Below are 20,887 nucleotides of genomic sequence, written 5' to 3' on the forward strand. Positions count from 1 at the left end.
GGGAACCATGCCGAACCGACCCGGATCGCCGACCCCGCCGCCTCCCCGCCGCCGGCTTGGTGTGGAGCAATACGTCGAAGGAGTGCTTGCCCGAGATCGGGGTGTGCTCGCCCGGGTGATCACCCTGATCGAGTCGCGCCGGCCCGACGACCGGGAGACGGCCCGCCGGGTGCTCGACGCGCTGGTGCCGCACTCGGGCCGGTCGATTCGGCTGGGAATCACCGGGGTGCCTGGGGCGGGCAAGAGCACGCTGATCGAGGCGATGGGGATGAACCTGCTGGACGCCGGGCGTCGGGTGGCGGTGCTGGCGATCGACCCCTCCAGCCGGCTGACCGGCGGCAGCATCCTCGGGGACAAGACCCGGATGCCCCGACTGAGCACTCGGGACGACGCCTACATCCGCCCCTCGCCCACCGGGTCGACCCTCGGCGGCGTGGCCGGCCACACGAGGGAGGCGATGATCGCCTGTGAGGCCGCGGGGTTCGACGTGGTGATCGTGGAGACGGTGGGTGTGGGGCAGTCGGAGACAACGGTGGCGGACATGGTCGACACGTTTCTCGCCGTGCTCATCGCGGGGGCGGGGGACGAGCTGCAGGGCATCAAGCGGGGGCTGGTCGAGATGGTCGACCTGCTGGCGATCAACAAGGCCGACGGCGAGAACCGTCGCCCGGTTGAACGCGCCGTCGCCCAGTACCGCAACGCGATCCGGCTGTTGCACCCGCCGGAGAGTCCCTGGATCCCTCCCGTGCTGCCGTGCAGCGCTCGGGAGGGCTCGGGCCTGGACGCCCTCTGGGAGCAGGTGCTGGCGCACCGGCAGGCGCTGGAGCGGGCGGGGCTGCTGTCGGAGAAGCGGCGGTCGCAGGCGGTCCGGTGGATGTGGGATCTGGTGGACGATTCCGTGCGTCGGATGCTCCGGGAGGGCCCCGGGCTTCGGGACCTGGCGGAGGGCCTGGAGGCCCGGGTTCGGGACGGCGAGCTGACGGCCTCGACGGCGGCCGACCGGCTCCTCTCCGCCCTGGGCCTGTCGGCCGACCGCTCCGCCGTGCCGGCCTTCCCGCCGTCGTGACCGTCCCCAGTCGTTTCGAAGCATCGACAAAATCCGTTTTCTGGATGATTCTTCTCGTTTCTTTTTTCCGCCGGAGCACGATCTCATGGCACGCACGGTCGAGGTCACGGAACTGGCCCTCCGGGATGCCCACCAGAGCCTCCTGGCGACCCGGATGGCGCTGGAGGACATGGTCCCGGCCTGCGAGGACATCGACCAGGCCGGCTACTGGAGTGTCGAGTGCTGGGGAGGGGCGACGTACGACGCCTGCATCCGGTTCCTCAACGAAGATCCGTGGGAGCGGCTGCGGACCTTCCGCGCGCTGATGCCGAACACTCGGTTGCAGATGCTCCTGCGCGGGCAGAACCTGCTCGGATACCGGCACTACGAGGACTCGGTGGTCGACCGCTTCGTGGACAAGGCGGCCGAGAACGGCATGGACGTCTTCCGCGTCTTCGACGCGCTGAACGACATCCGCAACCTGCGTCGGGCGCTGGAGGCGGTCAAGCGGACGGGGAAGCACGCCGAGGGGACGATCTGCTACACGATCTCGCCCCTGCACACCGTCGACACGTTCGTCGAGATGGCGAAGCGGTTGCAGGACCTGGGCTGCCACTCGATCTGCATCAAGGACATGGCGGCGCTGCTCCGCCCGCAGCCGGCGTTCGAGATCGTCAAGGGGATCAAGCAGACGTGCGGCGAGGAAACCCTGGTGCACGTGCATGTGCATTCGACGACGGGAGTGACGCTGGTCAGCCTGATGAAGGCGATCGAGGCGGGGGCGGATCTCGTCGACACGTCGATCTCGTCGTTGAGCCTGGGGCCGGGGCACAACCCGACCGAGGCGCTGGTGGAGATGCTGGAGGGGACCGGCTTCGAGACCCGGCTCGACAAAAGCCGCCTGCTGAAGATCAAGGACCACTTCGCTCGGATCCGGCCGAGGTACGCGGAGTTCGAGTCGAAGTTCGTGGGGGTCGAGACGGAGATCTTCGACAGCCAGATCCCCGGCGGGATGATCTCGAACATGGAGAGCCAGCTCAAGCAGCAAGGGGCCGGCGATCGGGTGAAGGAGGTGCTGGCCGAGGTGCCGAAGGTGCGGCAGGTGGCCGGGTACCCGCCGCTGGTGACGCCCTCGAGCCAGATCGTGGGGACGCAGGCGGTCTTCAACGTGCTGATGGGCCCGTACAAGGTGCTCACGGGAGAGTTCGCCGACCTGATGCTCGGCTACTACGGCGAGACGATCGGCCCGCGCGATCCCGAGGTGACTCGCCTCGCCGCCGAGCACAACAAGAAGCCGCCGATCACGGACCGGCCGGCCGACCACCTGACTCCGGAGTGGGACGACCTGGTGGCGAAGGCCGCCGCGCTGGACGGGTGCAATGGGTCGGATGAAGATGTGCTGACCTACGCCATGTTCCCGCAGGTGGCGCCCAAGTTCTTCGCGAAGCGGTCGGAGGGGCCGAAGAACCTGGGCAAGGACCCGGTGACGGCCGCGGCCGCCGCCGCGGCGGCCAACCCGGCCGTGAAGGCCATCGACAGCCGAGGGCCCGTCACCAGCCCCATCACCTATACGGTCCGGATCGGCGACACGTCGCGCACGGTGACCGTCGAACCCGCGTGATCCGATCGAGAAAGGACAGGCGACGCGATGAGCGCCGACGCGAATGCGAAGAAGAAGTCGATGGACGATCTGGTCGCCGAGCTGCGCCAGAAGAAAGAGCACCTGCGCCAGGGAGGCGGCCCCGACCGCCTCGCCAAGCAGAAGGAGCAGGGGAAGCTCACCGCCCGGGAGCGGATCGACACGCTCCTCGACCCCGGCACGTTCGAGGAGTTCGGTCTGTTCGCCCAGCACCGGCAGGTTCACTTCGGCATGGCCGGCAAGGAGGTGCCGGCCGATGGCGTCGTCACCGGCGCCGGCTCGATCGACGGCCGACTGGTGCACCTGGCGAGCCAGGACTTCACGGTACTCGGCGGCTCGGCGGGGGAGATTCACTCGCACAAGGTCGCCGACGTGATGGAGATGGCCCTGCGGACGGGCACGCCGTTCATCTTCATCAACGACTCGGGGGGGGCCCGGGTGCAAGAGGGGATCGACTCGCTGTCCGGGTACGGTCGGGTCTTCTACACAAATGTGGAACTGTCGGGGGCGGTGCCGCAGATCTCGCTGATCTGCGGGCCGTGCGCCGGAGGGGCGGCGTACTCGCCGGCCCTGACGGACTTCATCATCCAGACGAAGCGGTCGCAGATGTTCATCACCGGCCCTCAGGTCATCCGGCAGGTGACCGGAGAGCAGATCACGGCCGAGGCGCTCGGCGGGGCCGAGGCGCACATGGGGCTCTCGGGCGTGAATCACTTCGTCGCCGAGAATGACGAGGAGGCGCTCTACCTCTGCCGCCGCCTGCTCAGCTTCCTGCCGGCGAACAACCTGGAGGACCCTCCCCGAGTCCCGTTCGACAACAACGTCGACCCGAATCCCGAGCTGGGGAAGATCGTCCCGGTCGAGCCGAAGCAGGGATACGACATCCGGGACGTGATCGGCGGCATCGTCGACCAGGGGGACTTCCTGGAGGTGCAGCAGGGGTACGCCCGGAACATCGTGGTCGGCTTCGCCCGGATCCTGGGACGGTCGGTGGGGATCATCGCGAACCAGCCGAGCGTGCTCTCGGGAGTGCTGGACGTGAACGCCTCGACGAAGGCGAGCCGGTTCATCCGGTTCTGCAACGCCTTCAACATCTCGCTCGTCACCTTCGTGGACGTGCCGGGGTTCCTGCCCGGCGTGGCGCAGGAGCACGGGGGGATCATCCGCCACGGGGCGAAGATGCTCTTCGCCTACTCGGCGGCCACGGTGCCGAAGATCCAGGTGATCCTCCGCAAGTCCTACGGCGGGGCGCACCTGGCGATGTGCTCGAAGGACCTGGGCGCCGACCGCGTCTTCGCCTGGCCGACGGCCGAGGTCGCCGTGATGGGGGCCGAAGGCGCCGTCGAGATCGTCTTCCGCAAGGAGATGGAGGCGGCCCAGGACAAGGCGGCGAAGCGGGCAGAGCTGATCGACCAGTACCGATCGACGTTCTCCACGCCGTATGTCGCCGCCGGCCGGAGACTGGTGGACGACATCATCGAGCCGGCCGACACGAGGAGGCACCTGGCCCAGGCGCTGGAGTACCTCCAGGCCAAGCGAGAGGTCCGGCCGCCGAAGAAGCACGGGCTGATCCCGCTCTGATCCTCGCGGTCGTTCTCCCCGAACCGTCTGGCCCCCGACCTGAGCGGAGGAAACGCCCCCATGCCCCCCGAGTCGAACGACCTGGCCCGACTGGCCGAGGCGGTCGAGGCACTGCGCCGAGAGGTCGCGCGGCTGTCCGATCGTGTGGCCGCGATCGAATCGGCCTCCTCCGGCGCCTCCCCGGATCCGGTGAGCCAGGAGCTGGTTTACGTGATCTCGGCCGCGGTGGCGGCCTTCCTGGGTAAGCGGGCTCACGTGAGGCAGATCCGCCTGCTCGGCTCGGCCGCCTGGGCGCAGCAGGGCCGGGTGACGGTGCAGGCGTCCCACCGGCTGGGAGGGCCGCACGGAGCCTAGCGGACGGTCGATGCCGAAGACCGATGCCGGAGGACGGGGGGGAGAAGGGCGACCCCGGGCCCTTCCCGCCCGACCCGATCCCTCCCCCCGACCAGCGGCCAAATCGAACCGAACCGGGCGGGCGAGGCCCTCGAGGAGCGAGCGTTGAAACTCAAGATCACCGTCGATGGCAAGGTGTACGAGGTCGATGTCGAGGTCGCCGAGCCGGAGCCGTACCGGCCGGCGTATGTGCCCGCCTCGGGCCACGCGCGGCTGCCGGCCGCCCCCTCGGCGGCGGCGGCGGCCTCGCCGCCGGCCTCCCCGACGCCGGCATCCGAGCCGGTCGCCGACGAGGGGAAGGTCTGCCGGAGCCCGCTGACCGGCGTCGTCTCCCGGGTCGAGGTGACGCCGGGCCAGGCGATCCAGGTCAACGACGTCCTCATCGTCCTGGAGGCGATGAAGATGGAAACCGTCATCACCGCCCCGGTGGCCGGCACCGTGGCCAAGGTCAACGCGAGCGTCGGCGACGGCGTTCAGCAGGGGCAGGTCCTCGTCGAATTCGAGTGACGGCGGCCCGCCCCGTGATGTTCGCCCCTCGCGTTCCCGACCGCTCCACCGCTCGATCGTTCCTGGGAGGCTCGACCATGACCCCAGTCAAGGCGCTCAATCATATCGGCATCGCCGTGCGGTCCATCGAAGACCACCGACCGTACTACGAGGAAACCCTCGGCGCCGAGTTCGAGGGGATCGAGGAGGTGGCCGACCAGAAGGTCCGCGTCGGCTTCTTCCGCATCGGCGACGTGCGCTTCGAGCTGCTGGAGCCGATCGACGAGTCGAGCACCATCGCCGGCTTCCTCGACAAGCGGGGGGAGGGGATGCACCACGTCGCCTTCACGGTCGAGGGGATCGAGGACCGCATCGCCGAGTGGAAGGCGGGGGGCCTCCGCATGATCGACGAGGCTCCCCGCAAGGGAGCGCACCACATGCGGATCGCCTTCGCGCACCCGAAGAGCACGCACGGCGTGCTCACCGAGCTGTGCGAGCCGGCCGGCGAGGAGTGACCCGACCCGGCCGGGGATCGGGGAGGCCGGCCCGGGTCTCCCACGATGGAGACGGTGGCTGAGTTGCGGGGCCCCGGGAAGACGGCGGCCTCGGCTCGAGGGCCCGGGCGCCGAGGGATCAGCGGCGGAGCAGGTCGGCCTGATCCCTGGCCGGTTCGGGGAGCGGGGGGAGTCCGGCGGCCTCGGCGCCGTCGGTGGGACCGTTGGGCTGCCCGGAGGCGATCGCCAGCAGCAGGGCGAGGTCGTCTCGACCGGGGAGCCGCTCGGAGGCGAAGCGGAGGTCGTCGACGGCGCCGTCGGTCAGGCCGAGGGCGAGGCGGGCCTGGCCGCGTCGGGCTCGGGCCTCGGGGTCGTCGGGGGAGAGCTCGACGAGGTGGTCGAGCCGGGCGAGGGCCGACTCGGGCTGGCTGCGCTCGAGGTGGATGGAGGCGACTCGCATCAGGGCCTCGGGGGTGTCGGGCTCGATGCGGAGCACGCGGAAGTAGGAGGCCAGCGCGTCGTCGGTCTGGCCGAGGGCTTCGAGGGCCCGGGCTCGGCCGAGGTGGGCGTCGAGGCGGCCGGGGTCGACCTCGATGGCGGCGTCGAGGTGGGCGAGGGCCTTGTCGAGGCGGCCGAGGTCGGCCTCGATGCGGGCCAGGCCGACGAGGGCGTCGACGTCGTCGGGGTCGCGAGCCAGGGCGTCGCGGAAGGCCTCGGCCGCCGCTTGAGGACGGCCCAGCTCGGCGAGGATCAGGCCCATGCGCGAGGGAGCCTCGGCCGATCGAGGGTCGGCCTCGGCCAGTCGGCCGAGCAGGTTGAGGGCTCGGCCGAAGTCGCGGGATTGGCTCGCCTGCCGGGCGGCCCGGGAGAGCTCCCGGCGCTGCTCCCAGGTCCGGGAGTCGGGCCAGAGTCCGAGCGTTGTCGGCCGGTCCATCGCCGCGCAGCCGGCGGAGAGGGCTGCGAGCAACCCGGCCAGGAAGGCCCGTCGCCCCATGCCTCCTCCCGAGGTCCCCGGCCCGCAGTGCCCGTTCGCGCCACCCGGGTCGGGCGGCGGCAGACTCACGCCATTCGGCGTCATCGGCCGTTCAGGCGACCGGCCTTGAGGATTTTCTCGATGATTCTTGGAGAATCGTCTGGGGGGCTCCTGAGATCGAACGAGCGAACGAGCGCGGGGGATTGACGCCGGAGGGGAGTCGTCGTTACCATCCGGCTTCCGTTGACAGGCGCCAGGTGGCCGGCTCCCGCGACCTGCGGGGGTCGGTGAACAGGGAACCCGGTGAGAATCCGGGACGGCCCCGCCGCTGTGACCGGGCGAGTTCAACGGGCCCCTCCCCTCCTGCAGCCATTGTTGAGTCTTCGGCCTGCGGCGCCGGGGCTCGATGAGAAGGCTCGGGGCCCGTGCCCGGGAGTCAGAAGACCTACCTGACGTCGCTTCCGGCCATGCTCTGCGAGGGACGAGCACGCCGGGCGGAATGCGTCGAGACGCTGACTTCGACCCCCGTTCCGAGGACCCGCCGGGGCGCGATCGCCGGTCGCCCACCCCTCCCTGCCCCGCTCTGATCGGCGTGGGGAGGCCGGGAGGGCCGAGCGCGTCCGTGTCCCGAGCCGCACGACCATGAGTTCACCCGACCCCCGCCGGGGCGCCCGAAGGCGCCCGAGCCGGGCCGTCGGCTTCACGCTGATCGAGCTGCTGGTGGTCATCGCGATCATCGGCGTGCTCGTCGCGCTGTTGCTGCCGGCCGTCCAGTCGGCCCGGGAGGCGGCCCGCCGCTCTCGATGCCTGAACAACCTGCGCCAGATGGGCATCGCCCTGCACGGCTACCACGACTCGGCCCGATCGTTTCCCCCCGGCGGCTGGCTACGCCGGCCGGGGGAACCGACGATGCGATGGCTCGCCTGGTCGGCGCTGCTGCTGCCGAACCTCGAGCAGTCGGCCCTCTACAACGGCCTCAACCTGGCCGTCCCCTTTAACCACCACGCGAACACCACGGCCGCCGCCACGGTGCTCGAGGTGTACCTCTGCCCCAGCTCCCGGCGCGAGGACGATCGCGTCGACGGCCGGGGGGCCTGCGACTACGGCGGGATGTACGGCGAGCGGATCACCTCGCCGAACAACCCGCCCAAGGGGGCGATGCTCTACGACCGGGCCTTCCCCATCGCGGCGATCCGGGACGGGACGTCGCAGACGATCTTCATCGCCGAGGATTCCGCCTGGGGGGACGGCCAGTGGCTCTACGCCCGCAACGTCTTCGACCAGGCGTTCGCCATCAACCGGGCCCCCGGCTTCGAGAACGACCTGCGCAGCGACCACCCCGGGGGGGCCCAGGCCCTCTTCGGCGACGGCTCGGCGCGGTTCCTCCGCGAGACCATCGCGCTGCGCCCGCTGGCCGCTCTGTGCACTCGGGCCGGCGGCGAGATCGTCTCGGCCGACCAGTACTGAACCTGACCCGACCGACCTGATCGGGGGAGGCCCCCCCGATCGCTTCGATCAGCACCAGGAGAGCCTGCCCATGACCGCCCGTCTAATCCTCGCCGCCTCGGCGATCCTCGCCGCCGGCCCGATCGCCGCCCGCGCCGATGTCGTCGTCGACTTCGAGGACCTGGCCCTGCCCCCGAACTCGTTTCACAACGGAATGCCCGATGCCCCGGTGGTGGGCGTGACCTACGACGGCTCATTCACCTCCGGCGGCGCCACCTTCAACAACACCTGGAGGCGCAGCCAGTTCGGCTCGTTCACGTTCGACTCGTGGTCGGGCTGGTCGTACTCGAATCTCGGGTCGACGATCACCGACCCGGGCGGCCTGACCGAATATTCCCGCTTCCAGTACCACAGCGCCACCGGGGGCGGGTTCGGAGGCTCGGGCAACTTCGGCGTGGCGTTCGGATCGTCGGCGATCATCGACCTCCCGTCCCTGGCGGCCGGGGCGGCGGCGATGAGCGTGCGGATCACGAATACGACCTATGCCGTGATGTCGATGCTCAACGGCGACCAGTTCGCCAAGAAGTTTGGCGGCGCCTCGGGGAACGACCCTGACTTCTTCGAGTTGACGATCATCGGGTTCGACGGCCTCGGCGCCACGGGCTCGATCATCGGCGAGGTGCCGTTCCTGCTGGCCGACTACCGGTTCGCCGACAACAGCCTCGACTATGTGGTCCGAGACTGGCGGCTGGTCGACCTGACGAGTCTGCTCGGCTCCCGAAGTCTGGGCTTCCGGCTGCGGTCGTCGGACGAGGGAGTGTTCGGAATGAACACGCCGGCGTATTTCGCGCTGGACGAATTGACGATCGTTCCCTTCTCGGCCGTGCCGGAGCCGGCGAGTATCCTGGCGCTGGCCGTGGGCCTCGCTGGTGTTTGGGTCGCCGCTTCGCGGCGATGTCACGACCTCTGATCGGCTGTGGTCCGGCCGGTCTTGGCTCGGCCGGATGCCAACATCGAGACGACTCGATTCTCCGTCTGACACACGGGGTGCCTGCTGTCGGGTACCCCGAGGTCCCTCGTCCGTCCGGTGCCCGTCCCGTCGACTCTGGATTGGGGCGATCGTCGTCCGCGCGGCGGGTACCCAGTCCCCATGGTATGAGGATCAGAACATGGCCTCTCGACTCTTCACCGTTTGCCGGAGCTTCTGGCCTGTCGCCCTCGCGATCTTCGTCTCGGCTCTTGGCCGGGCGGGCCGTGCCGACCAGATCGTCGACTTTGACGACCTTCTTCTCCCTCCCGGGTCCTACTGGAACGGGCCTGACCCCGGCGGCACGATCGTCGACGGCCCGTTTGGACCCGTGAACGTCGGCAGCTTCTCGAGTCGCGGCATCACGTTCGTCAATCGCTACGACCTGACGTTCGGGAGCTGGAGCGGCTTCGCCTACTCCAACTCCTCCGACACGACCACGCCCGGCTTCGTGAACCAGTTCAGCGCCATCACCGGCACCGGCCTGGGGCCCGGACAGGACACCTACGGCGTCGCGTTCGGCTACGACGACCTGGAGCCGAACCTGTCCGACCCCGACCCGTTCGACCCGACCGACCCGGCCGATCTGCTCGCCCTGCCCTACTTCGAGCTGCCGGAGCTGGCCCGAATCGAGGGGATGTACGTCACGAACACGACCTACACGACGCTCTCGATGCGTTTCGGCGACAGCTTCGCCAAACCCTTCGGCGGCGCGACCGGAAACGATCCGGACTTCTTCAAGCTGACGGTCTATGGGCTCGACGCTTCGGGCGTGCCGTTGGTTGACTCGGTTGAGTTCTACCTGGCCGACTACCGGTTCAACGACAACTCGCTTGATTACATCGTGACCGAGTGGGCCTATCTCGACCTCTCACCGCTGGCCGGCGCCCGGACGATCGCCTTCAATCTCTCCTCCTCCGACGTGGGAGCGTTCGGCATGAACACACCGGCGTACTTCGCGGTGGACACCATCCGATTCTCGATGGTCCCCGAGCCGGCGAGCCTGGCGATGTTCGGACTCGGCCTGATCGCCCCAGCGCTGGTCGCGTGGCGGGCGGGCTCCGCCCGGCGAGGCGGCGGGGCATGAGCCTCGCGGAATCGACCATCACTCAATCGGGATCGAAATATAAAATTATTTTTTAACAATAAGAGGAGCCATCGGCGCCATGAACCGGATCATCTCGACCTCGGCGGTTCTGATCGCCCTGCTGCCCGCGTCCGCCGTGTTTGGCGGGCCGTTCTCGAGTTTCTCGGGAGTGACGCCGGGCGCGCCGGACAACCCGATCGCCCGATCGCGGTTCTCGATCTTCGAGAGCCGGGTGATCTCCTACGACCCCGCCCCTGGGGTGGGGCCGAACTTCGGCAACTTCGAGAACGGTTTCGCTTCCCTGGGCGACCTGTACAGTCCGGTCACCCGGCCGTCGGGGCCGAACACGCCGTTCGACAAGCGCTTCCACCCCGAGCCGGGAACCGAGCCCAGCCCCTTCCACAACGGCAGCGTCAACAACAGCCCCTTCGGGGGTGATCTCTTCGACCCGGACGACAGCTACGGCTTCATCGGGATTGACCAGCCCGGCTCGATCACCCTGGGCTTCGACCCGGACCTGGTGATCTTCGACGGCCCGGGGGCCGACTTCGCCGTCTTCGAGAACGGCTTTTCGTTCGGCGGTCCGACCAGCCTATTCCTGGAGCTGGCCTTCGTGGAGGTTTCCAGCAACGGGACCGACTTCGCCCGTTTCGACTCCGTCTCGCTGAACACCGCCCCGACGGCCATCGCCGGTACCTTTCAGGGCTACGATGTGACGAATGTCTACAACCTGGCCGGCAAGCACGCGGCGAACTGGGGGACGCCGTTCGACCTGGCCGAGCTGGCGTCGCACCCGTTGGTGGCCCAGGGGTTGCTGGACCTCTCGAGAATCCGCTATGTCCGCTTGGTCGACGTGGTCGGCAGTGGCCCGCTGTTCGACACCAGCGGCGACGAGATTCCCGGCATCGCCCGAGATTCGCTGGGCAACCCGATTTTGGACAATTGGGTGACGTTCGATTCCGGGGGCTTTGACTACGTGGGCCTGCGAATCGGTGCGGTGGGTGTGGTGCACGCGATGGTGGTTCCCGAGCCGACGACGTTGTTCCTCGCGGGCCTGGGCCTGGTGGGCGCGGTGGCGGTCGCCGCCCGGCGCCGCGCACGCTGATCGACCCTGGTTAGCCGACGCCGCAGGCGGCTCGAGCGCGGTCGAGGACGATCCGGGCCGAGGCTCGGGCACGCTCGGCGCCGGCGGCCTTGACGGCGGCGACGCGATCGGGCTGGGCGAGCAGCTCGGCCCGGCGCTGGCGGGCCTCGGCGAAGCGGTCGATGATCAGCTCGGCGAGGCGGGCCTTGACGGTGCCGTAGCCGAGGCCGCCGGCGAGGTAGCGGGCTTTGACGTCCTCCCACTCGTCGGGCTCGGCGAAGAGCCGGAAGAACTGGAAGAGGGGGAACTCGTCGAGCTTGGCCGGGTCGCCGGGCTCCTCGGGAGGGCGGCTGTCGGTGACGAGCCGCTTGCACTTCTTGGTGATCTGCTTCGGGTCGTCGAACAGGTCGATCGTGTTGCCGTAGCTCTTGGACATCTTCCGTCCGTCGATTCCTGGCACCACGGCGACGTGGGGAAGGATGTATGGCTCGGGCAGCTTGAACGTATCGCCATACGTGTTGTTGAAGCGCTCGGCGATGTCTCGGGTGATCTCGAGGTGCTGCTTCTGGTCCTGGCCGACGGGGACGAGGTCGGCGTCGTAGAGCAGGATGTCGGCCGCCTGGAGCACGGGGTAGGCGAACAGGCCGTGCTCGGCGGGGAGCCCCTGCTGGACCTTGTCCTTGTAGCTGACGCACTTCTCCAGCCATCCCATCGGCGTGACGGTGGTGAGCAGCCAGGCCAGCTCGGTCGTCTCGGGCACGTCGGACTGAACGAACAGGGTGACGAGGTCGGGGTCGATGCCCAGGCTCAGGAGCGTGACGACCACGTCGTCGGTGTACGCTCGGAGCGTCTGGGCGTTGCGGACGCTAGTCAGGGCGTGGTAGTTGGCGACGAAGTAGAAGACCTCGTTCTCGCGCTGCAGCTCCAGGTACTGTCGGATCGCGCCGAAGTAGTTCCCCAGGTGCAACGGGCCGGACGGCTGGATTCCGGACAGGACGCGCATCGGTGGCTGGCTCTCTCGATCGATCGGTCGGTCGCCGCGGGAGATCCGTCGGGATCCCCTGGCCGGGGCGCATCCCGAGGAGGTCGGCCGAGTCGGCCGACGCGAGTTCCCTAATCTAGCAGCACTCCCCGCCGTCGGCCAAGGCGGGGCGGAGGCGGCCGGCGCGCGTCGGTGTATGATCAGGGGGCCCGAACGATCGGAACGGTTCTCAGACGACCGAGCCCGGGAGCGATCCGATGCCTGTCCGACTGGCCGCGCCGCTCTTCCCATCGATGGCCGAGACGGCGGCGGAGGGTCGGCCGGCCGGGCCGTCGTCGCCCCTGGCGGCGATCGTCGCTGTTGACGAACGCCCCGGTTCGGCCCCGGCCCGTGTGGCCGGAGGGGGCGATCCGGACGAGGTGCGGAAGGGGGGCGATCAGCGATGAGCGGCGCGTCGGAGCGACTGGACGGCGGCCGGGCGGTGGTCGTGACCGGGGCTTCCTCGGGGATCGGCCGAGCGACGGCGGAGGTCTTGGCCGGGCGGGGGGTGCTCGTCTTCGCGGGAGTCCGGCGGCAGGAGGACGCCCGGTCCCTCTCGGAGGCGCTGGGCGAGCGGGTCGTCCCCGTGATGCTGGACGTGACCGACCCGGGCTCGATCGCCGGGGCGGCGGAGGAGGTCGACCGCCGGCTCGGCGGCCGGACCCTGTTCGGCCTGGTGAACAACGCGGGGGTGGCGATTCCCGGCCCGCTGTCGTACCAGCCGATGGAGGAGATCCGGCTCCAGTTCGAGGTGAACCTGTTCGGGGCACTGGCGGTGTCCCGGGCGTTCCTGCCGCTGCTGGGGGCGGATCGCTCCCGGATCGGGGCGCCGGGGAGGATCGTCAACGTCAGCTCGGTGGGGGGGAAGATCGCGGCGCCGTTTGTCGGCGCCTATGCGGCGGCGAAGCACGCGCTGGAGGGGATGGGGGAGAGCCTGAGGCGCGAGCTGATGGCCTTCGGCATCGACGTGATCGTGGTCGCCCCCGGGGCGGTGGTGACGCCGATCTGGGAGAAGGCCGATCGCGCCGACCTGTCTCGGTACGACCGCACGCCGCTGGCCGGGCCGCTCCGAGCGTTCCGGGAGTTCGCCCTCTGGGAGAGCCGACGAGGCTACCCCCCGGAGCGGATCGGAGAGGCGATCCTCTCGGCGCTGACCGCCCGGCGTCCCCGGGCGAGGTACGCGGTGGTTCCCGGCCGCCCCTGGAACTGGACGCTGCCGATGCTGCTGCCGACCCGGCTGGTCGACCGGATCATCGCCGCCCAGCTCGGCCTCTCTCCCCGGACCTCGGGCGCGCCGGGCCGGTGAGTCCTCCCCGACCCGCTCGGCCCCACCCCTGCCGGTCCGGCCGGCGTGGCGGGGCCGGGCGCCGCCCTGTTACGATGGCCGGGGTCGATCGGGCACGCGGAAGACGACAGGGCTCGCCATCATGACCGGGATCTACGACGACCACGGCATCCGCTTCGAGTACCCGGGGGACTGGGAGGTCGAGGTCGACACCGACGGCGAGAAGACCACCGTTTCCATCCACTCCCCGGACGGCGTGGCGTTCGCACTGGTCGCGCTCGATGAGAGCTGCCCCGAGCCGTCGGACGTCGCCGGCCAGGCGCTCGACGCGATGCGGGAGGAGTACCCCAACCTGGACTCCGTGCCCGTGCTGGAGACGATCGACGGCCACCGAGCCGTGGGGCACGACGTCGAGTTCATGGCCCTGGATTCAACCAATTCCTGCTCGATCCGATGCTTCCGCACCCCGAGGAGGACGGTCATCGTCTTCGGCCAGTGGTCGGATCTGGAGGGGGGCGACCCGGAGTCGCAACTGAAATCGCTCCGGGACTCGCTGGAAGAAACCGACTCCTGAGCTCGGATCGCCCGGAAGGCGGACGGAGGGAGGGCAGGGAGGCTGAGGTCCGCCGCAGCCGTCGGTTCGGCGGCTCTCCCCTCGGGTGGATGCCCCGAGTTGTCTTCCACCCGAGTCGAGGCCGACGATCGTACGGGTTCCTCAGACGGAACCCGTGGCACCCGAACCCCGGCCATCCAGAGTCGAGGAGATTGGCCATCAGGCGTCGAGGCGATGCGGATCCGCCCCGTCGAGCCGAAGGAGGAACGAGGAGAGGCGGTCGATTAGGGCGGGCCCTCCTGAGTCGAACACGTTGGAGTGGCCGGCGCCGGGGACGGAGACGATCTCGGGAGGATGATCGGGGGGGAAGGCGTTGGCGAGGAGGCGGATCTCGTCGGGAGGGGTGATGGGGTCGGCCTCGCCCTGGAGGATCAGCGTGGGGGAGGAGACGAGGGGGGCGAGGTCGGTTGGGCGGGGGCGGTCGAGGGGGACGCCGGCGATCCGGGAGGCTTGAGCGAGGACGGCGCCGGCCAGCATCGAGGCGCCGGGGAGGGGGAGGCGGGCGAGTCGAGCGGCGGTGGCGCGGCGGAGGTCGGCGTAGGGGGCCTCGAGGATGAGGGCGGAGATCCGGGTGTCCTCGGCCGCGACTCGGAGCGAGACGGCCGCCCCCATCGAGCGTCCCCAGAGGAGGACCCGGGCGCCGGGACGGCCGGCCCCCAGGGCGTCGAGCCAGCGTCCGATATCGTCGGCCTCCCGGGTGCCGAACGAGGCGCGGTCCCCTTCGCTGCGGCCGAAGGAGCGGTGGTCGGGGACCAGGACCGACCAGCCGAGGCGATGCAACGTCTCGGCCCGGGCCCTCATGCTCGCCGACGACTCGGCCAGGCCGTGCAACACCAGGGCGATCCGACCCCGGGAATCGTCGGCATCGAGCCGCCAGCCGGAGAGACGGAGGCCGTCGCTCGCGGTGATCGACTCCGGCCGCCACGGAGGAGGCAGCCCCTCATCGTGCCCGGTCCCCCGACCCGGCAGGACGAGGGCCCAGGCCCCCCAGCGGATCACCGCCATCGCCAGGCAGAGCCAGGCACCCAGGGCCAGACCGGCGACCGCCGTCAGCGCCCGGATCAGGGGAGCCGAGGGGGGGCCGGCGAGGATCATCGCCGACACTGCTCGAGAGGAGACCGCCGGGGGAATCGTCCCGGTCGGGCCTGTCGGCCCGACCCAGCCGGAGGCGAGGAGGACGGGGCCCGAGGAGGCGGGATCGAGCCATCGGACCAGCACGGCGCCGTCTTCCCACGTGCGACGAACGGCGACGCCGGCCTCGGCGACCGGCCGCAGGGCATCCGACGTGCCCGCCCGGGGCGCCCGCTGGCTGACGACGACGAGGGCGGGATCGGCCCAGTCGTACAGCCAGGCCGGGTTGGCCGACCGGCCGCCGTGGTGCGGGGCGAGCAGGACGTCGACCGGCCGCCGCGGCCGGGAGACCAGCTCGGCCAGGCCGGCGCCATCGAGGTCGCCGGTGAGCAGCAGATGGCGGCCCCCCCGATCGAGGTCGAGGACGAGGCTGCGGTCGTTGTCCGGCGCGTCGGGGAGCCAGCCGGCCCCGGGGTGGAGGACGAGGGCGTCGAGGCCAGGGACGATCGGGAGGCGGTCGCCGGCGGAGGCGAATCGGATCGGGATGCCGAGGGCCCGGGCGCGGTCGAGCACGCCCTCGGCCCCCGGGTTGTCGGGCCCGCCGAAGCCGTCGGGGACGACAAGCCGGCCGACGGAGACGCGGTCGAGCAGGTCGGGGACGCCGTTGTAGTGGTCGGTGTCGGCGTGGGAGATCACCAGGCATTCCAGGCGACGGACGCCCCGGGCCCAGAGCGCCGGGGCGACGATCCGACGGCCGATCGAGGGATCTCCGGACCGTCCGCAATCGTACAGGGCGGCCGAACCGTCGGGCCCCTGGATCACCGTGGCCAGGCCGTGCCCGACGGCGAGGAACTCGACCTCGAACGAGGGAGGCCGGCGTGGCGTCATCGTGATCGCCGAGGTGATCGCCCCGACCACCGCGACCCCGACCCAGGCCGTCCGACAGGCCGGCGAGGGCCATCGGGCGACCAAGGCGCGGACGGCGAGGGCAAGCGTCCCATACAGGGCGATCAGCCAGGAGGTCGGAGGAGCGGGCACGAAGGCGTGGCCCAGGGGGATCGCCTCAGCCCGCTCGACGAGCGTCATCGCCATCGAGAGCGCCCAGGAGCAGACGCGGGAGGCCGGCCAGGCGATCGGCTCCCAGAGGACGGAGAGCAGCAGCGCCGTCCCTCCCGAGAGGACCGCGATTAGGATGAGCGGGATGATGGGCAGGTTCAGCAGAATCCCGATCGGCGCGACCACGTGGAACCGCCAGGCCACCAGCGGCGCCGTCGCCAGCCAGACCGCCGCCGAGACCGCCAGGGCGGCGACGGTGCCGAGCGCGATCCGCCGGGCAGCCCGCCGCCAGGGCGGTTCGAGCCGGCGTTCGAGCAGGTCGAGGGGGTCGCCATCGGGGTCGGGGGAGGTCAGCCGATCGATCCCTCGGCCGATCGGCCGGGCGACGAGGGCGAGCACGGAGACGGCGAGGAAGGAGAGCATCCAGCCGACCCGGAACAGGTCGCTCGGGTTGACGGCCAGGGTGAAGAGGGCCGCCAGGGCGAGGGTGTTCGCGGTGCGATAGGGGCGGTCGACCAGCGTGGCCAGGGAAGCGGCGGCGACCATCGCGGCCGATCGGCCGACCGAGGGGGACCAGCCGACGAGCGTCGCGTAGGACGCCGTCGCGACCAGCACCAGCCGGGCCGCCCCCTTCCGGCCGAGCCCGGCGACGCAGGCGAGCACCCCGATCGCGCCGGCCACGGCCGACAGGTGCAGGCCCGAGATGGCCAGCACATGAGCCGCCCCGGTGCGGGTGAAGGCGTCGGCGGTTTCCTCGTCGATGCCGCCGCGACGGCCGAGCAGCAGGGCGAAGGCCATCGGGGCGACCCGATCGCCGAGCAGGGCGGAAAGCCGGCGCTCTCCCCCGGCTCGGATCCGACCGAGCCAGTTCCAGAAGGGGGCCGGTCTGCCGGTCGGGTCGAGGGCGATGCCCTGGGGAGTGTCGACCGACAGGCGGAGGCGGATCCGCCGGGAGCGGGGGAACTCCCTCGCGTCGCGCTCTCCGGGGTTGAGCGGGCCGGCCAGCAGGGCGAGCTCCCCGGCGGCCTCGATCGGATCCCCCATGCCCAGATCGGTGCGGTCGCCGCCGACGGAGACGACCACACCCCCGGAGGCGGGGTGCCAGCATCGGCCGTCGCTGGAGGCGGTCAGCCTCAGCTCGAACCGGGTGTGGCCCGGGTCGTCGGTACGATCGGCGAGGGGGCCCGGGCGATACTCGGGGACCGTCGCGATCAGGCCCCGCACCCAGGCCGGTCGGGGTTCGGTGGCGGCCGATCGCGCCAGGTCGTCGGCCGGCAGGTCCGACCAGCGGCGATGGTGCCAGGCGCCTCCCATCGCCGCCAGGGCGACCAGCAGGGCGGGGATCGCCGTCCTCGGGGAGCGGTTGGCGATCAGGGCGATGATCGCGGCGGCCAGCGCGATCAGGGCCCAGGTCGCCGTGCCCCACGGGTCGAGGAGGCGATCGGCGACGATTCCCCCCGCCACCGAGATCGCCACCGGGGCCAGGGGGGGGACTCTCCCCGGCTGGGCCCGATGGCCCGGTGTGAACGGCCGGGGCGGGGAAGGACCGTTCGGAGGCGGGGGGACGGGGACGGACATCGGGGGGTGAGAGCTGTTGGCCGATTCCGCAAGGCGGAGGACGGAAGATGAAGGAGCCGGTCGGCGATCGGTCGGGGACGTCAAACCGGGTGTCTCCTGGTTCTGATCGGAGCCTGCCAGGCAACGCCCGCCGACCGCCTCTTCCCTCCGAGGGGATCCGCCAGCAACGAACCGGGATCTCGAGGAGCCGGACGGGGGGATCACCAGCCTCGGACGTTGCGACGGAGCGACTGGATGAGGTTGATGACCTCCTCGGCGGTGTCGACGGCGGTGCCGATGGCGTCGCCGAGGCGGGACTCGATCTCGATCTCGACGTCGATCCCCGAATCGCCGCCCTCGATGCCCTGATCCCCTTCGGGGACGTCGTCGCCGGGGTCGTCGTCCGAGTCGGGGCTGAAGTCTCGGGAGAGTCCTTCGATCAGGTCGATGATCTGCTCGGCGAGGTCAAAGGCCTCCTCGACCGCGTCGTCCCCCTCGACCTCGACGTGGACCTCTCCGGAAAGGCCGTCGCGGTCGGGGCCTCCTCGCTTCACTTCGACCGAGACGCCGTCGTGCTCGCGGTCGAAGCGTCGGATGAGGCCGAGGATGCGATCGGCGGTGTCGACGGCGGTGTCCAAGGGGTCGGACCCTTCCCCGTCGCCGTCGCCGTCGCCGTCGTGGTCGTGGTCGTCCGGGTCGTCCCCGAGCCGATCGCGGTCGCGGTCGCGGTCGCGGTTACGATTACGATCCCGGTCGCCATCGCGGTCGAAGCGTCGGATGAGGTCGAGGATGCGGTCGGCGGTCTCCACGACGTCCTCGACCTCGATGCCGTCATCCTCATCCTCGTCCTCGTCGTCCTCCTCCGGCTCGCGGAGGACGCGGGAGAGGCGGTACTCGGCCTCGATCAGCTCGGCCCGGGCCTGGGCGATGCCGGCCTCGGCCTCGGCGATGGCGGCCTGCTTCTCGAGCCGCAGGGATTCAACCGGCTCGCCCGAGCGACCGGCTCCCGGAAGACCCATCCGTCCGAAGGAGAACTCGGGACGCGCCCCGATGGCTTCGAGACGGGCCTCGGCGGCCCTCAGCCGGGCCCGGGCGGCCTCGACGCGGGCCTCGGCGACGGCGACCGGGCCGGGGCCGTCTCGGCGCTCGATCGGTTCGGCCTCCGAGTCTCGGGCCTCGGCCCGCTCCTGGGCCTCGCTCTCGAGGAGTTCTCGCCGGGCCAGGTCCTCGGGCGTGCGGGCCTCCTCGCGTTCCCGGTCCTGGAGTTCGAGGCGGTCGCGACGCTCCCGCTCGAATCGTTCCATTAGCTCCCGGCGTCGAGCGTCTCCGGGGCGTCCTGGGGTGGCCTCGGGGCCGGCCTGAGGGCCCAGGCGCTCCCGGAGGCGGCGCTGAAGGTCCGGGTTGCGTTCACGATCGGCGTCGAGGGAGCGGCGTAGGTCGTCGAGCTCCCGGGAGAGCCGCTCGATCCGGCGCCGGGTCTCCTGATCGGCGTCGGGGCCCTCGCGATCCGGGGAAGGCTGATCGGGGGTCGGCCGGCGGGGGTCGGTCGGGTCCTGGGCGACGGCCGGGGCGAAGCCGGCAAGCGCGGCCAGCAGGCCGGCGCTGAAGATGGCGGCGAGGTTCCATCGCGGCAGCATCGGAGTGGTCTCCCTGGCGTCGGGCGATCGACAGGAAGAGATCGGCCCCACGCCAGGTCCGTTCCCCTCGACGATCGCGCCGCGATTATAACCGGCCCGGCGGCGCCGACATGAACGAATTCGGGGATTGGGACAGCCCGATGACGCCCCGAAGGCGGTCCCCAAGGGCGGGGACCGCGCTATAATGAAAGTCCGGACGCCCCGGCCGATCGGGGCGGAGAGATGCCCGATCGCTCCGGTCGAACCCCGCCGAGACTCATGGCCGACCCGACGAACAAGGTGCCCGAGAACGTGTCGGGCCGCTACTACGTCGACGATACCTGCATCGACTGCGAACTTTGCCGAGAGATGGCCCCCGGACACTTCGAGCGCTGGGACGCCGGCCGCTACTCGTTCGTTTCCCGGCAACCGAGCGGACCCGACGAGGAGGCCTCCTGCCGGGCCGCGATGGACGAGTGCCCCGTCGAGGCGATCGGATGCGACGGCGACGACGAGTGACCAGCCTCCCCCTGCCCTGCTCTGTTCTGTTCTGTTTTGTTCTGTTCTGTTCTGTTCTGTTCTGCGCTGCCTTTCCCTGCCCTGCCCTGCCCTGCCCAGGTCGCCGATCGCTCATGCCGAACATCCCCGAAGACCTGGCCGTCCGGATCGACCGGGACGGCTTCGCGGTGGTTCCGGACGTGCTCAACGGTCCCGAGGTCGCGGAGCTGATCCTCGCGGTCGATCGGGCGGAGCTGGAGGCCGATCGTCGGGCCGACCCGGCGGCGCTGCGGCGGGGCAAGAGCGTCTACGGCCTGCGCGACCTGCTGGGCCGGGTGCCGGAGGTGCGTCGGCTGTCGGTGTCGCCGGCGATCCGGGAGCTGGTCGAGCCGGTGCTCGGCCCGGGGGCGTTCGCCGTGCGCGGGCTCTGGTTCGACAAGACTCCTGGGGCGAACTGGAACCTGCCCTGGCACCGGGACCTGACGATCGCCGCCCGGGAGCGGGTCGACGCCGCCGGCTTTTCCTGCTGGACGACCAAGGCGGGCATCCCGCACGCGCTGGCGCCTCCGGGGGTGCTGGAGGGGATGCTCACCGTCCGCCTGCATCTCGACGCCGCCGGCCCGGACAACGGCCCGCTGCGCGTGCTGCCGGGCTCGCACCGGCTCGACGGCCGCGATCCGACCGAGGTCGCCCCGTGGCGGGGGCGATGCCGGCCGGTCGAGTGCGCCGTCGGGGCCGGGGGGGCGGTGCTGATGCGGCCGCTCCTGCTGCACGCCTCGAACGCGGCGGAGGCCCCGGGCCACCGCCGGGTCGTCCACCTGGAATTCGCGACGGCGCCGCTGCCGGGGGGCGTCGAGTGGTATGATCGGGTCCTCCCCGGCGACGACGCCCGCCCTGCGATCAACCCCCGGTGAC

Annotated in this window: 19 protein-coding genes and 1 riboswitch; of the genes, 15 read left to right on the forward strand and 4 right to left on the reverse strand. The window is 70.8% G+C overall.

Going from position 1 to position 20,887, the window contains the following annotated elements; translation table 11 throughout:
- Nucleotides 1–7 precede the first annotated feature (7 nt).
- From meaB to mce, 6 genes are all read left to right on the forward strand, one after another.
- Complete coding sequence (gene meaB, locus TsocGM_RS13035) at nt 8–1,066, forward strand: methylmalonyl Co-A mutase-associated GTPase MeaB (protein WP_126725810.1); 1,059 nt, start codon at nt 8–10, stop codon at nt 1,064–1,066.
- A gap of 85 nt (nt 1,067–1,151) precedes the next feature.
- Nucleotides 1,152–2,666 (forward strand): methylmalonyl-CoA carboxytransferase subunit 5S, encoded by a 1,515-nt coding sequence (locus TsocGM_RS13040; protein WP_126725811.1) that lies wholly within the window; start codon nt 1,152–1,154, stop codon nt 2,664–2,666.
- A 27-nt stretch (nt 2,667–2,693) separates the two neighbouring features.
- Nucleotides 2,694–4,265: an acyl-CoA carboxylase subunit beta gene (locus tag TsocGM_RS13045; RefSeq protein WP_233578824.1), complete on the forward strand. Its 1,572-nt coding sequence runs from the start codon at nt 2,694–2,696 to the stop codon at nt 4,263–4,265.
- Between the two features lie 60 nt (nt 4,266–4,325).
- Nucleotides 4,326–4,619, forward strand: coding sequence for a hypothetical protein (locus TsocGM_RS13050; RefSeq protein WP_126725812.1), 294 nt, complete (start codon nt 4,326–4,328; stop codon nt 4,617–4,619).
- 144 nt (nt 4,620–4,763) lie between these two features.
- Nucleotides 4,764–5,165 carry a biotin/lipoyl-containing protein gene (locus TsocGM_RS13055; protein ID WP_126725813.1) on the forward strand — a complete coding sequence of 134 codons (402 nt, stop codon included), beginning with the start codon at nt 4,764–4,766 and terminating at the stop codon, nt 5,163–5,165.
- A 77-nt stretch (nt 5,166–5,242) separates the two neighbouring features.
- Nucleotides 5,243–5,659 (forward strand): methylmalonyl-CoA epimerase, encoded by a 417-nt coding sequence (gene mce / locus TsocGM_RS13060; protein WP_126725814.1) that lies wholly within the window; start codon nt 5,243–5,245, stop codon nt 5,657–5,659.
- Nucleotides 5,660–5,777: 118 nt separating this feature from the next.
- On the opposite strand, the gene TsocGM_RS13065 is transcribed toward mce, so the two are convergent.
- On the reverse strand, nt 5,778–6,632 hold the full coding sequence (locus TsocGM_RS13065; protein ID WP_158633531.1) for a tetratricopeptide repeat protein: 855 nt from the start codon (nt 6,630–6,632) through the stop codon (nt 5,778–5,780).
- Between the two features lie 217 nt (nt 6,633–6,849).
- Nucleotides 6,850–7,078, forward strand: a riboswitch (cobalamin riboswitch).
- Between the two features lie 175 nt (nt 7,079–7,253).
- Between TsocGM_RS13065 and TsocGM_RS13070 the strand changes: the two genes are divergently transcribed.
- The 4 genes from TsocGM_RS13070 (at nt 7,254) to TsocGM_RS13085 (ending at nt 11,276) form a co-directional block, all read left to right on the forward strand.
- A complete protein-coding gene (locus tag TsocGM_RS13070) occupies nt 7,254–8,078 on the forward strand; it encodes a DUF1559 domain-containing protein (RefSeq protein ID WP_126725816.1) in 825 nt (274 codons plus the stop codon).
- Nucleotides 8,079–8,148: 70 nt separating this feature from the next.
- Complete coding sequence (locus tag TsocGM_RS13075) at nt 8,149–9,027, forward strand: DUF4465 domain-containing protein (protein WP_126725817.1); 879 nt, start codon at nt 8,149–8,151, stop codon at nt 9,025–9,027.
- 199 nt (nt 9,028–9,226) lie between these two features.
- The gene (locus tag TsocGM_RS13080; RefSeq protein WP_158633532.1) at nt 9,227–10,171 is read left to right on the forward strand and encodes a DUF4465 domain-containing protein; all 945 of its coding nucleotides are present in this window, start codon (nt 9,227–9,229) and stop codon (nt 10,169–10,171) included.
- Between the two features lie 79 nt (nt 10,172–10,250).
- Nucleotides 10,251–11,276 (forward strand): PEP-CTERM sorting domain-containing protein, encoded by a 1,026-nt coding sequence (locus TsocGM_RS13085; protein WP_126725820.1) that lies wholly within the window; start codon nt 10,251–10,253, stop codon nt 11,274–11,276.
- A 10-nt stretch (nt 11,277–11,286) separates the two neighbouring features.
- On the opposite strand, the gene trpS is transcribed toward TsocGM_RS13085, so the two are convergent.
- Nucleotides 11,287–12,258, reverse strand: a complete 972-nt coding sequence (trpS, locus tag TsocGM_RS13090; protein ID WP_126725822.1) for a tryptophan--tRNA ligase — start codon at nt 12,256–12,258, stop codon at nt 11,287–11,289.
- A gap of 236 nt (nt 12,259–12,494) precedes the next feature.
- Here trpS and TsocGM_RS13095 point away from each other — a divergent pair, with 236 nt between their 5' ends.
- The 3 genes from TsocGM_RS13095 to TsocGM_RS13105 all read left to right on the forward strand — a co-directional run bounded on the left by TsocGM_RS13095 (nt 12,495) and on the right by TsocGM_RS13105 (nt 14,135).
- On the forward strand, nt 12,495–12,683 hold the full coding sequence (locus tag TsocGM_RS13095) for a hypothetical protein (RefSeq protein ID WP_126725823.1): 189 nt from the start codon (nt 12,495–12,497) through the stop codon (nt 12,681–12,683).
- Nucleotides 12,680–13,582, forward strand: a complete 903-nt coding sequence (locus TsocGM_RS13100; RefSeq protein ID WP_199756777.1) for an SDR family oxidoreductase — start codon at nt 12,680–12,682, stop codon at nt 13,580–13,582. Before TsocGM_RS13095 ends, TsocGM_RS13100 begins: the two co-directional genes overlap by 4 nt.
- 121 nt (nt 13,583–13,703) lie before the next feature.
- A complete protein-coding gene (locus TsocGM_RS13105; RefSeq protein WP_199756778.1) occupies nt 13,704–14,135 on the forward strand; it encodes a hypothetical protein in 432 nt (143 codons plus the stop codon).
- Between the two features lie 198 nt (nt 14,136–14,333).
- Here TsocGM_RS13105 and TsocGM_RS13110 read toward each other — a convergent pair whose 3' ends face one another.
- Together TsocGM_RS13110 and TsocGM_RS13115 are read right to left on the reverse strand one after the other, a co-directional pair.
- Nucleotides 14,334–17,765 (reverse strand): ComEC/Rec2 family competence protein, encoded by a 3,432-nt coding sequence (locus TsocGM_RS13110; protein ID WP_158633533.1) that lies wholly within the window; start codon nt 17,763–17,765, stop codon nt 14,334–14,336.
- Nucleotides 17,766–18,079: 314 nt separating this feature from the next.
- Complete coding sequence (locus tag TsocGM_RS13115; RefSeq protein WP_126725828.1) at nt 18,080–19,495, reverse strand: hypothetical protein; 1,416 nt, start codon at nt 19,493–19,495, stop codon at nt 18,080–18,082.
- A gap of 258 nt (nt 19,496–19,753) precedes the next feature.
- Here TsocGM_RS13115 and TsocGM_RS13120 point away from each other — a divergent pair, with 258 nt between their 5' ends.
- Together TsocGM_RS13120 and TsocGM_RS13125 are read left to right on the forward strand one after the other, a co-directional pair.
- The gene (locus tag TsocGM_RS13120) at nt 19,754–19,993 is read left to right on the forward strand and encodes a ferredoxin (protein WP_126725830.1); all 240 of its coding nucleotides are present in this window, start codon (nt 19,754–19,756) and stop codon (nt 19,991–19,993) included.
- Between the two features lie 113 nt (nt 19,994–20,106).
- Nucleotides 20,107–20,886, forward strand: coding sequence for a phytanoyl-CoA dioxygenase family protein (locus TsocGM_RS13125; RefSeq protein ID WP_126725831.1), 780 nt, complete (start codon nt 20,107–20,109; stop codon nt 20,884–20,886).
- Nucleotide 20,887 lies beyond the last annotated feature (1 nt).

This window comes from Tautonia sociabilis (assembly GCF_003977685.1).
Lineage (GTDB): Bacteria > Planctomycetota > Planctomycetia > Isosphaerales > Isosphaeraceae > Tautonia > Tautonia sociabilis.